The organism is Pseudoalteromonas sp. 2CM28B (assembly GCF_023161935.1).
In genome coordinates, this window is sequence record NZ_JALNTH010000073.1 from 1 (window position 1) to 11,850 (window position 11,850).

The following is an 11,850-nucleotide window of genomic DNA, read 5'->3' on the forward strand; positions in this document are numbered from 1 at the left end:
CCAAATCAAGTGCATAAAAAAGACCTGGCGCTTTCGCACCAAGTCTTTCATTAAAACCGTCAACCTATTTCAGGACGAGACACTATAAAAATATAGCGCTAACTTGGAATAGCTTTTCTACTACGTTGATATGCTTTTTATCGATTAAAAACATAATAACGTGATCACCAGACATAATAACGGTGTCGTCGTGGGCAATCAGTACGTCGTCATTACGTACAATAGCGCCAATCGTTGTACCTGCAGGTAGCTTGATATCGGCAATCGCACGGCCAACTACTTTTGATGTGTTTTCATCGCCATGGGCAACGGCTTCAATGGCCTCTGCCGCGCCTTTACGTAACGAGTACACATTAACAATATCGCCACGGCGTACGTGTGTAAGTAGCGCCGAAATAGTTGCTTGTTGTGGTGATATAGCAATATCTATTTCACCCCCTTGCACTAAATCTACATACGCACCACGCTGAATAAGCACCATGGTTTTTTGTGCGCCCATGCGTTTTGCAAGCATGGCCGACATTATATTTGCTTCATCGTCGTTGGTTACGGCAATAAACACATCAACTTGTTCTATGTGCTCTTCAGATAGTAGTTCTTGGTCTGAAGCGTCTCCACAAAACACGACGGTGTTATCTAGCATTTCAGAGAGTTGCTCAGCACGCTCTTTACTGCGCTCTAGTAACTTAACGCTGTGGTTTTTTTCCAGTGAGCGAGCAAGGCCTGCACCAATGTTACCGCCACCGGCTATCATAATTTTTTTGTAAGAACGCTCAAGTTTTTGTAGCTCGTTCATAACCGCACGAATATGCTTAGTGGCAGCAATGAAAAATACTTCATCGTCCGCTTCTATTACCGTGGTGCCCAGCGGCTTTATAGCTTTACCTTGGCGATAAATTGCTGCTACACGGGTTTCTACATTCGGAATATGCTCTTTTAAAGCAGAAAGCGCATAACCCACTAATAAGCCACCGTAGTAAGCTTTTACAGCCACGAGAGAGAGCATGCCATCGGCAAATTGCAGCACTTGCAACGCGCCTGGGTAATCTATTAAACGGCGAATATATTTGGTAACAAGTGCTTCGGGGGCAATATAGTGATCAACCGGGAGGTCATCGTTATGAAATAGCTTTTCGCGGTATTTTAAATATTGCTCTGATCGGATACGGGCTATTTTAGTTGGCGTATTAAAAATACTATACGCGACTTGGCACGCCACCATATTGACTTCATCTGAGCTGGTTACCGCAATAATCATGTCGGCGTCTTCAGCACCTGCACGTCTGAGCACATCTGGGTGAGCACTGTGCCCCGTGACCCCTTGTAAGTCGTACTTATCTTGTAGCTCTCGTAAGCGGTTGCCGTCTATATCAACAACGGTTATTTCGTTTTGTTCGCCAACTAAGTTTTCAGCAAGCGTACCACCGACTTGTCCGGCACCGAGTATGATTATTTTCATTATTTACCCGAATTACTGTTTAATTAAAAAAATAGCCATTTACTGTTTAATAAATGGCTATTGAGTGTACGGCTATTAGGCTTTTTTAACTAGCTTAGCGTAATAAAATCCGTCGCTTTCACCTGGTAGTAATTGTAAACCAGGGTTGGTAACTGTGTCGTTGTCGTGCAGTGGTATATGCTCAACGTCACTATTATTAGCTAAAAATTTAGCGACTTGCTGTTGGTTCTCTTGCGGCAGTACCGAACAGGTTGCGTATATCATTGTGCCGCCTGGTTTAAGTAGCGGCCAAATGCTATTGAGTATATCGCTTTGTAGTGTGGCTAAATCTTCAATGTCTGATGCGCGGCGAAGCCATTTTATATCTGGGTGGCGGCGTATAACACCGGTTGCCGAACAAGGGACATCTAATAAAATGCGGTCAAACTGTTGCTCATCCCACCATGTGTGTGGCTGCGAAGCGTCTGCACATTGTAGGTCTGCGCCTAAACCGATACGGGTTAAATTTTGTTTAACACGTTCTAGGCGAGTGGCGTCACTATCAAGTGCTAATACTTCTGCATCAGCAAGCTCTAATATATGACATGTTTTACCGCCAGGTGCTGCACAGGCATCTAAAATGTATTCATCAGCTTGAGGTGCTAAAAAGCGTGCGGCTAATTGCGCTGCGGCATCTTGAACTGAGCAGGCGCCCACATCAAATTCTGGCAACGAAAATACATCACGCGGCTTAGCTAGTTTTATACCATCAACAAACTCAGGGTTTAACGTGTGCTCTATATCGTTAGCCGTTAACATTTCGCTGTATTGTTGCGTGCTGTATTGGGCTTGATTGACACGTAACCACATAGGGGCTTGTTGTTGGTTTTCTTCAAGAAGCGCTTCCCAGTTGTCTGGGTAGGCAGCTTGCACTTGTTTAATAAACCAATTTGGATGGTTATATAAACACACTGGTATTTGCTTGGCTTTTTCTTCAAGCTCGCTTTGTTGGCGCTGAAAACTACGCAAAATAGCATTAATTAAGCCTTTTAAGCCTAATGCACGCATTTGGCCAAGGGCATTAACGGTTTCAGAAATGGCGGCATGCGGTGGCACGCGCATATGCTGCAGCTGATAGATACCGACATACAACAAAAACTGAAAAATACGACGCTTACCTTTAAGTGGCTGTTCTACTAAATGTTGGCAGTAGTTTTCAAGGCTAGGTAGGTAGCGCAACACGCCGTAACAAATTTGCTGTAATAGCGCTTTGTCTTTAGGGGGCAGTCCTTGGCTGGCAAATGGTAGCTCTTGATTTAGCGAAGCGCCTTTATCAACCACGTTATATAAAGTTTCAGCGGCAAGCGCACGTACGTTTTGAACATTACTCATTGTTTTCGCCTAATACGGTACCAGGAGTTACCCAGTCACTGCGACCGTTTAAAAAGTCGCTAATTGCCATTGGTTTTTTACCTTGGGGTTGCAGCTGTGTAATACTTAATGCCTGCTTGCCACACGCCACTACAATGCCGTTTTTATCGCTTGATAAAACAACGCCCGCATGGCCTGTTTGCTCAACGACTGAGGCTTGATAAATTTTTACGCTGTGCTCACCCATTTGAGTAAAACACACTGGCCATGGATTAAACGCACGTATATTACGCTCAATTTGTACAGCATCCATCGTCCAATCAATATTTGCTTCCTCTTTTGAAAGCTTTTTAGCGTAATTTGCCAACTCGTCGTTTTGCGGCTCTGCTATAAGCTCGCCATTGGCTAACTTATTAATGGTTTGAACAAGTGCTCCGGGACCAAGTTCAGCCAGTTTAGTGTATAAACTGGCACTGGTTTCATCCGCAGCAATAGGGCAGCGGCTAATGTGCAGCATGTCGCCGGTATCAAGCCCTTCATCCATTTGCATTATGGTTACGCCGGTATCTTCATCGCCAGCCCAAATTGCGCGCTGTATAGGCGCAGCACCGCGCCAGCGCGGTAAAATAGAGCCATGCACATTTAAACACCCTAAGCGTGGCGCCTCTAAAATGGCTTTTGGTAAAATTAAGCCATAAGCCACCACAATCATGATATCGGCATTTAAGCTTTTAAGCTCAGTGAGTGCGTCTTCATTTTTTAATGATTGTGGCTGAAAAACAGGTAGTTCATGTTCAAGCGCAAGCGCTTTTACTTCACTGGCTTTTAACTTTTTACCACGCCCAGCAGGGCGGTCTGGTTGGCTGTAAACTCCAACAATTTGGTGTTCGCTTTGAATTAACGCTTGTAGGTGACGAGCGGCAAAGTCCGGCGTACCGGCAAATATAATGCGTAGTGGTTTTGTCACTGAGTTTTCCTAAGGTGCTTATTACTTCGCGGCAAATTTAGCTTCTTTTTCAAGCTTTTTGCGAATACGTTGACGCTTTAATGGCGATAGGTAATCAATAAATAGTTTACCTTGTAAGTGATCTAGTTCGTGTTGAATACAAATAGCTAATAGCTCATCTGCATCTAATATAAATTCTTCACCATTTTCGTTAAGAGCAGCAACGGTTACGGTTTCAGCACGGTCTACTTTTGCGTAAGAGTTAGGCACTGATAAACAGCCTTCTTCGCTAATTGTTGCACCATCTTTTTTAATAATTTGTGGGTTAATTAAAACCAGTGGTTCGTCGCGTTCTTCTGATACGTCGATCACCACAATACGTTGATGAATATCAACTTGTGTAGCAGCTAGCCCAATGCCGTTTTCATCGTACATTGTCTCTAGCATGTCTTTTACAATTTGGCGAACGTTGTCATCAACCTGTGCAACTTCTTTTGCTACCGTACGTAAACGCTCATCTGGAAATCTTAAAACTTCTAACCTAGCCATAGTTACCTTTTTACACTTGTGCTTAATTTAGGGTATTGTATGCTCTTATTTTAGCCATTCGCGTTCCCCTTTAACAGGTTTTGGTCAATAATAATGAAAAAACAATACAAGGAAGCCCAATGAAATCTCAATTGGCTGCAATTATGTTTGCACTAAGTACTGCTTTTCCTGCAGTCGCTGATGTTTTACAAATAAAAAAAGATGCTCCAAAACAATATGTTGTAAAAAAAGGCGATACCCTTTGGGATATTTCCGGCATTTATTTAGAAGAACCATGGCTGTGGCCAGAGTTGTGGCAAATGAACCCGCAAATAGATAACCCGCATCTAATTTACCCAGGCGATGCACTCGCGTTAGTGTACGACGCCGACGGTAACCCGCGTTTGGTGATTAATAAAGCGTACAGAAAGTTATCGCCGCAAGGGCGTATTACACCAAAAGGTAATAACGCCATCTCCACTTTGCCACTTGAAATAATTAAACCTTATTTAAGTTATGAGCAAGCAATTAACAGCGATGACATAGATGATAAGCCGTATATTTTAGGGGCAAACGAAAATACTAAAACGCAAACTCTCGGGCATATTTTATACGTTAAGGGCGATTTAAAAGTACATAAAGCGTATGCTATTTATCACAAAGGCGAACCTTACATAGATACACAAACCGGTGAAGAGCTAGCCACTCGCGCTACTTATGTCGGTATGGCTCGTGCATTTAGAACGGGCGATGAAAGCAATGGCGTACCATCGTCTTTACGGGTTGAGTCAGTTAAACAAGAAATACAACAAGGCGATTTTTTACTCCCTGCTATGCAAGGGCAAATGTTACCAGCGTACTTTAATATGCATCGTCCAAAGCAAAGTGTATCAGGCAGTGTTATTGACTCGCCGCGCCAAGTAAGAGAATTCAGCACAATGGATGTAGTGGTGCTAAACTTAGGTGCTGAGCAACAAATTGAAGTTGGTCATATCCTCGATTTAGAACGCCAATCACCCACCGTTATTGATGGCCCTCGAGGACCGCGTTATCCAGAGGATTCGAGCAAATTTGAAAAGCTTTTATCTGATGCTGGTGAATTATTTGGCAGCGAGCCAGATGAAGACACCACAACATGGACAATGCCACACGAAAAAGTGGGTGAGTTAATTGTATTTAAAGTGTATGACAAAGTGAGTTATGCATTAATAACAAAAAATCAGCACCCAATTCGCGTTGGAGATAGTGTAGTAATTCATTAAGTTGTAGCGAGTCGGTGCTCTAGGAGAGAGCATGGATCAGTCATCTGGCAAGCTAGCCCACTGGCTTGCCTTTTATATGTGTAAAGGCTTAGGTATTAAAACACTGTTAGCCTTATCACATACTCACCCCCTCGAATCATTATTTGATTTAAACCAAAGTGAATTACAACAGCTTGGCCTTACCCAAAACCAAGCCTGCAACTTACTCAATACCAATTGGCAGCAAGTAAACCATTACGAACAACAAATACAGCAGCTTAATATTACAGTGGTGTGTATTTTTGATGCGCTATACCCAAACGAGCTAAAACACATAGCCAGTGCCCCTTTACTGTTATTTTGTAAAGGCGATATATCGCTGTTATCTAGCCCGCAAGTGGCCATTGTTGGTAGTAGAAACGCGACCCCTACGGGGCTCGAAATAGCCTCAGAGCTTGCTTATCAGCTTACTTTAGCCGGTATTACTGTTACCTCGGGCATGGCGCGGGGAATTGATGGGGCCGCGCATAAAGGGGCATTGGCCAATAATGGCAAAACAATTGGTGTATTAGGGACAGGGGTTGATATTTACTACCCCAAACGCCATAAATTATTAACAGACCAAGTATTAGAGCATGGCTTATTAATAAGCGAGTTTTTACCGGGTACCGCTGCTAATGCGCATAACTTTCCACGCAGAAACCGTATTATATCTGGGCTGTCTTTAGGCGTGGTTATTGTAGAGGCTGAAATTAAAAGCGGTTCATTGATCACGGTACGTTACGCTATTGAACAAAATAAAGAAGTGTTTGCAGTACCGGGCTCTATTAAAAACCCTTTATCGCAAGCGAGTCACTTTTTAATAAAGCAGGGCGCTAAGTTAGTCGAAAATGTAACAGATATTTTAGATGAGGTGAGCTTTTCTTATCAAAGCGGTCTATATAATAAAGAGGAGCCTGTAAACAAACAGTCACAGTGTGAGGTGTTAAATAGTATAGGGTATGAGGTAACCAGTGTTGATGAAATTGTACGTCGCGCCAAGTGGCCAATTGATAAAGTGCTGGCAAGGTTGCTCGATTTAGAGTTAGACGACGAAATAGAGCGAGTGTTAGACGGGTATATAAAGCTAAGCACAGGAAGGTAATATGTTTGATATTCTCATGTATCTTTTTGAAAACTACATTCACAGTGAAGCCGATATTTATATTGAAGAAAACGAGCTTACCGATGAATTACTTCGCGCGGGCTTTAATAAGACCGAAATTTTTAAAGCGTTAAACTGGCTTGAACAATTGGCCGATTTACAACGCAGCGACGAGTCGCCCTACTTAATTACAAAGCCTCACCAAGCAATGCGCATTTTTACCGATAGCGAATGCAAAATGTTAAACGTTGAATGCCGTGGCTTTTTGATGTTTTTAGAGCAAATAAGGGTGGTTAACAGTGTAACCCGTGAAATGGTTATGGACCGCCTTGCCGCATTAGATAAACCTTATATTTCGCTCGACGACTTAAAGTGGGTGGTGCTTATGGTGTTATTTAACGTACCTGGCTCAGAAGAGGCTTACGAGCAGATGGAAGACCTTATATTTGACGAACCCACCGAACTTCTACATTAAAATTGTATGCCAAACCACTTAAACATATATGCACAGCTTGTATCTTTAAGTGGTTTGGGTATATTAGGCGAAAATTCAGCAACCCATTAGGAACCTCATGAGTAAAATCGACCATTCGCTTTTCTCGGCGGATAAACACGCCTTAGAAAAAGAATACGAAGTCTGCCCACAATGTGGTTCTGAATTAGTGATCCGTAACTCTAAAACAGGTCCGTTTTTGGGTTGTGCTAGTTACCCTAAATGCGACTTTATTCGTCCATTAGCGCATCACGACAGCAACGAAATAAAGGTTCTTGAAGATTCAGCCTGCCCACAGTGCACAAAACCGCTGGTGGTTAAAAACGGCCGTTATGGCATGTTTATTGGCTGTACAGGGTACCCTGAGTGTCATTATATCGCCCACGATGACGAACCTAATAATAACGATGATGAATTACCTGGGTGTCCTAAATGCAAAAAAGGGCAGCTAGTTGCACGCAGCAATAAATTTGGTAAAACGTTTTACTCATGCGATTGTTACCCAAGCTGTAAATATACTTTAAATAACAAACCCATAGCCAAGCCATGTCCTAAGTGCGATTGGCCGCTTGTTATTGAGAAAAAAATGGCCAATGGTACTGTGCTACAGTGCCCACAAAAAAGTTGCCTGCATAAACTTACCACTACTGATTAATATAAATTTCTGGAGCATATTTTGTCAGACCTTTCTACATCGCCTACGGCTATATCTTGCTTAGAGCAAGGTGAAGTTATTTTATATCCTACTGAAGCTGTCTATGGTTTAGGGTGTGATCCAGATAATCAGCAAGCTGTTGAGAAGTTGCTAGAAATAAAACAGCGTCCCGTTGAAAAGGGCCTTATTTTAATCGCCGATAACTACGGCCAGTTATTAAAGTATGTTGACGATGTAAAGCTGCCAATGGACAAACGCGCTGATATTTTCTCTAGTTGGCCCGGTGCTATTACCTGGGTAATGCCTGCAGCTGAAAATACGCCTAAATGGTTAACAGGGCAGTTTGATACGATTGCCGTACGGGTTACTGATCATCCAAGTGTTAAGCGCTTATGCCAGCAATTAGGCAAGCCTCTTGTCTCTACTAGTGCTAATTTAACCGGACAGCCAACGGTAACAAGTATTGAACAAGCCAAGCAGCAATTTGCAGATAAGGTAGGCTGTTACATTGATGAGCCCTTAGGGGGCAACACGCAGCCAAGCACAATTAAAGATGCCATGACCGGCAAAGTATTTAGAGGTTAATATGCAAAGCGAATTATTAGAACAAGTAAAAGCGTATTTTATGGCTTTGCAAGACACCATTTGCCAAGGTTTAGAGCAGGCCGATGGCAATGCAAAATTTGTAGAAGATAGCTGGCAACGTGCCGAAGGCGGTGGCGGGCGTACGCGTGTTACCACTAACGGTAATGTAATAGAGCAAGGCGGCGTTAACTACTCGCATGTGTTTGGTGCATCTATGCCGGGCTCTGCGACCGCTCATAGACCAGAGCTTGCAGGGCGAAGCTTTCATGCGTGTGGTGTTTCATTAGTTATTCATCCAAAAAACCCACATGTTCCTACAAGTCATGCCAATGTACGCTTTTTTATAGCTGAAAAAGAAGGCGAAGAGCCTATTTGGTGGTTTGGCGGAGGGTTTGACTTAACGCCTTTTTACCCCGTTTTTGAAGATGTACAGCATTGGCACCAAGTCGCACACGACATTTGTGCACCATTTGGTGAACAAGTGTATCCAAAATACAAAACGTGGTGTGATGAATATTTTTACCTAAAACATCGCGACGAAACACGCGGTGTAGGCGGCTTATTTTTTGATGACTTAAACGAGCTAGGGTTTGAGCAGAGCTTTGCATTTATGCAATCGGTTGGTAATGGCTTTTTAGATGCGTACTTACCTATTATTGAGCGTCGTAAAAATGATGAATACACGCAACAGCAGCGCGACTTTCAATTGTATCGCCGCGGTCGTTACGTAGAATTTAACCTTGTGTGGGATAGAGGTACTCTATTTGGCTTACAAAGCGGTGGGCGCACAGAGTCTATATTAATGTCGATGCCGCCACTGGCGCGTTGGGAATACAATTATAAGCCCGCGCCCGACAGCGCAGAGGCTAATTTGTATCAATACTATTTACGTCCACAAGAGTGGCTAAGCACTAAACCTACTGATTTGATAGCCAGAGAGTGGCAATTATAAATATTAAATTAAGGTAGGGGCTGTTTAATCCGCAAAGCTCAACAAACCCTAATAAAAGGCGCTTAACAGCGCCTTTTTGCTAAGTAGTTACAATTAGTGCTCATTAATCATATGCGTGGCAAGTTGTCCAAAAGATTGCTTTAACCCTTCGCGCAGTAGGGGGTTGTCTACTTCTATATCGAGCGTTTTATTCATGCAATACATCCACTGATCGCGCAGGTCTTTATTTATAGTAAAAGGCATATGGCGTTTTCGCAGCATAGGTTGGCCATGCTTTTCAGTAAATAGGTTAGGCCCGCCTAACCAACCCGATAAAAATTCAAAAAACACTTGGCGAATTCTATCTAATGGCAGAGGATGCATATCATATAATGGTTTGGCGTATTCATCGCTGGCCATTATGTCGTAGAATCTATTAGCAATAGCACGGGTACCTGCTTCTCCACCAATAATTTCATACGGTGTTTTCTCAGGAGTGGGCGCTGGTTGCTCAGGAGCTGGTTTAGATTTTGAAAAAAGTCGTTTAATCATATTACTTATCATCGTTAATAGGCAGTGTATAGCTGCAAAGAGGTTGCTTTAAAATGGACAAATATGCGGTTTTTGGAAATCCAATCAAACATTCAAAATCCCCCGCGATACATAAACAATTTGCTGTATCTTTGGGTGAGCAAATCGACTACCGCGCAATATTAGCACCTATCGATCACTTTGAAAAAACAGTAACCACCTTTTTTGAGCAAGGCGGAATAGGTGCCAATGTTACTATGCCATTTAAAGAGCAAGCGTATGCCATGGCTGATGAGCTCACCCCACTTGCTAAAATTGTTGGTGCAGTTAATACACTTAAAAAACGCGATGATGGCACTTTGTTAGGCGATAACACCGATGGCGTGGGCTTTGTTAATGATTTACTTGCCAATGAAGTGACAATTACCAATAAGCGTATTTTAATTATTGGTGCTGGTGGTGCAGCAAGAGGGGTGATACTACCTCTACTTGAGCATAATCCAGCTGAAATAACGATTGTTAATCGCACGGCAAAAAAAGCGCAAGACTTAGCACAACTATTTGCTGAATATGGCAAGGTAACAGGCTATGGGTTTGATACATTACCTGTAAGCGATTACTCACTTATCGTAAATTCTACCTCTAGCAGTATGAACAACGAGTTACCAGCACTTGACGAAAAACACCTAAGCCAGTGCGCGGTGGCATACGATATGTTTTACTCCCAGCAAAATACCGTATTTATGAACTGGGTTGCAGAGCATAATAACCACGCTAAGCTGTTAGATGGCAGTGGTATGTTAGTAGGCCAAGCTGCACAGGCATATTATGTATGGCGTAATAAAATGCCCGCCATACTTCCTGTTGTTAAAGCACTAAAACAAGGCATGCTTAAATGAATCAAGCCATACAGTTTATAGATAGACTCGAGTTTAGAGAACCTTCCCACCAACTAGTCTTTTTTGCACAAGTAACAGGGATGCTGGTGGAGTGTATTATAGATTTACGAAAGCTAGGGCTTCAAGATGAAAGCCATGCAACGCAGCATTTTGACAAATACCGGTTTGATTACGAAGAATGTGCCGAGCAACTTATAGAAGATGAAAGTTATAACTCGGCAGGGCAGATAGAAGTGAATCTAGTTGATCTCTGCTAAATACTCATCTTTTAATTGCACATAGTTATCTGCAGATACTTTTAAAAAGGCAAGCTCTTGCTCTGTTAATGGGCGAGCTTGCTTTACTGGACTACCAACATATAAATAACCAGACTCCAATCGTTTATTTGGCGGTACTAATGACCCCCCACCAATAATAACGTCGTCCTCTACTATTACATTATCCATTACAATAGCGCCCATACCGACAAGTATACGATTTCCAAGCGTACATCCATGCAGCATCACCTTGTGTCCTACTGTCACATCATCACCAATAATAAGTGGGTAACCATCTGGGTTACTTTTAGTCGCGCGTGATAAATGAAGAACACTACCGTCTTGTATATTTGTACGTTCACCAATACGTATATAGTTAACATCTCCTCGCGCTGCCACTAAAGGCCATACGCTACAGTGGTCACCAATCGTAATATCTCCTACCAAAACAGACGACTCATCAACATAAACAGACGAATTAAAAGAGGGAGTCACACCTTTATAAGAACGGATAGCCATATATATACCTTTTAAATACCAGTTATAGTCGCTTGAGTGTAACAGCAACACTTAAATATAGGCCAGAAAAGGCCTGTTTTGATTATAAAACTACCAGTTATAGAGGGTTTAGTTCACATATTGACCGAACAGTGCTTTTTTTTGGTTTTTCTTTAAAAAAGTGCTTGCGTAAAAATCTGTTCTCCCTATAATGCGACCCCACTGAGACGGGGAACGCCAACGCATAGCGAGGCAGGAGCTGCTCACAGAGTTAAGTAAAACTTCGGTTTTAAATCTTCTAAAAAGAAAGTTTAAAATTAAGTGTTGACTCGA

The 11,850-nt window shown here is 42.5% G+C and carries 14 protein-coding genes and 1 pseudogene; 8 read left to right on the forward strand and 7 right to left on the reverse strand.

Features of this window, described 5'->3' with window-relative positions; genetic code table 11:
- Positions 1–82: 82 nt before the first annotated feature.
- The 4 genes from trkA to def form a co-directional block, all read right to left on the reverse strand.
- Positions 83–1,459 carry a Trk system potassium transporter TrkA gene (gene trkA / locus MTN96_RS36145; protein WP_004588040.1) on the reverse strand — a complete coding sequence of 459 codons (1,377 nt, stop codon included), beginning with the start codon at positions 1,457–1,459 and terminating at the stop codon, positions 83–85.
- A gap of 75 nt (positions 1,460–1,534) precedes the next feature.
- Positions 1,535–2,830 carry a 16S rRNA (cytosine(967)-C(5))-methyltransferase RsmB gene (gene rsmB / locus MTN96_RS36150; protein WP_004588039.1) on the reverse strand — a complete coding sequence of 432 codons (1,296 nt, stop codon included), beginning with the start codon at positions 2,828–2,830 and terminating at the stop codon, positions 1,535–1,537.
- Positions 2,823–3,776: a methionyl-tRNA formyltransferase gene (gene fmt / locus MTN96_RS36155; protein ID WP_248534741.1), complete on the reverse strand. Its 954-nt coding sequence runs from the start codon at positions 3,774–3,776 to the stop codon at positions 2,823–2,825. The genes rsmB and fmt overlap by 8 nt, the downstream gene beginning before the upstream one ends.
- 21 nt (positions 3,777–3,797) lie before the next feature.
- Positions 3,798–4,304, reverse strand: a complete 507-nt coding sequence (def, locus tag MTN96_RS36160; RefSeq protein WP_248534743.1) for a peptide deformylase — start codon at positions 4,302–4,304, stop codon at positions 3,798–3,800.
- Positions 4,305–4,423: 119 nt separating this feature from the next.
- Here def and MTN96_RS36165 point away from each other — a divergent pair, with 119 nt between their 5' ends.
- The 6 genes from MTN96_RS36165 to hemF all read left to right on the forward strand — a co-directional run bounded on the left by MTN96_RS36165 (position 4,424) and on the right by hemF (position 9,353).
- On the forward strand, positions 4,424–5,545 hold the full coding sequence (locus tag MTN96_RS36165; RefSeq protein ID WP_248534745.1) for a LysM peptidoglycan-binding domain-containing protein: 1,122 nt from the start codon (positions 4,424–4,426) through the stop codon (positions 5,543–5,545).
- 31 nt (positions 5,546–5,576) lie between these two features.
- Positions 5,577–6,668: a DNA-processing protein DprA gene (dprA, locus tag MTN96_RS36170; protein WP_004588035.1), complete on the forward strand. Its 1,092-nt coding sequence runs from the start codon at positions 5,577–5,579 to the stop codon at positions 6,666–6,668.
- Between the two features lies 1 nt (position 6,669).
- Positions 6,670–7,143, forward strand: a complete 474-nt coding sequence (locus tag MTN96_RS36175) for a DUF494 family protein (RefSeq protein WP_004588034.1) — start codon at positions 6,670–6,672, stop codon at positions 7,141–7,143.
- A gap of 97 nt (positions 7,144–7,240) precedes the next feature.
- Positions 7,241–7,816 (forward strand): type I DNA topoisomerase, encoded by a 576-nt coding sequence (locus tag MTN96_RS36180; protein WP_004588033.1) that lies wholly within the window; start codon positions 7,241–7,243, stop codon positions 7,814–7,816.
- Positions 7,817–7,837: 21 nt separating this feature from the next.
- Complete coding sequence (locus tag MTN96_RS36185; protein ID WP_096738864.1) at positions 7,838–8,401, forward strand: L-threonylcarbamoyladenylate synthase; 564 nt, start codon at positions 7,838–7,840, stop codon at positions 8,399–8,401.
- 1 nt (position 8,402) lies between these two features.
- Positions 8,403–9,353 (forward strand): oxygen-dependent coproporphyrinogen oxidase, encoded by a 951-nt coding sequence (gene hemF / locus MTN96_RS36190; protein ID WP_248463323.1) that lies wholly within the window; start codon positions 8,403–8,405, stop codon positions 9,351–9,353.
- Between the two features lie 93 nt (positions 9,354–9,446).
- On the opposite strand, the gene MTN96_RS36195 is transcribed toward hemF, so the two are convergent.
- A complete protein-coding gene (locus MTN96_RS36195) occupies positions 9,447–9,884 on the reverse strand; it encodes a group II truncated hemoglobin (protein WP_029773006.1) in 438 nt (145 codons plus the stop codon).
- A 53-nt stretch (positions 9,885–9,937) separates the two neighbouring features.
- Between MTN96_RS36195 and aroE the strand changes: the two genes are divergently transcribed.
- Both aroE and MTN96_RS36205 read left to right on the forward strand, forming a co-directional pair.
- Positions 9,938–10,762 carry a shikimate dehydrogenase gene (gene aroE / locus MTN96_RS36200; RefSeq protein ID WP_248463322.1) on the forward strand — a complete coding sequence of 275 codons (825 nt, stop codon included), beginning with the start codon at positions 9,938–9,940 and terminating at the stop codon, positions 10,760–10,762.
- A complete protein-coding gene (locus MTN96_RS36205) occupies positions 10,759–11,019 on the forward strand; it encodes a DUF1488 domain-containing protein (protein WP_024031321.1) in 261 nt (86 codons plus the stop codon). Before aroE ends, MTN96_RS36205 begins: the two co-directional genes overlap by 4 nt.
- On the opposite strand, the gene MTN96_RS36210 is transcribed toward MTN96_RS36205, so the two are convergent.
- Both MTN96_RS36210 and MTN96_RS36215 read right to left on the reverse strand, forming a co-directional pair.
- Complete coding sequence (locus MTN96_RS36210) at positions 11,002–11,538, reverse strand: gamma carbonic anhydrase family protein (RefSeq protein WP_029773008.1); 537 nt, start codon at positions 11,536–11,538, stop codon at positions 11,002–11,004. The genes MTN96_RS36205 and MTN96_RS36210 overlap by 18 nt on opposite strands.
- Positions 11,539–11,646: 108 nt before the next feature.
- Positions 11,647–11,850, reverse strand: a pseudogene (locus MTN96_RS36215) (hypothetical protein); the annotation flags it as partial.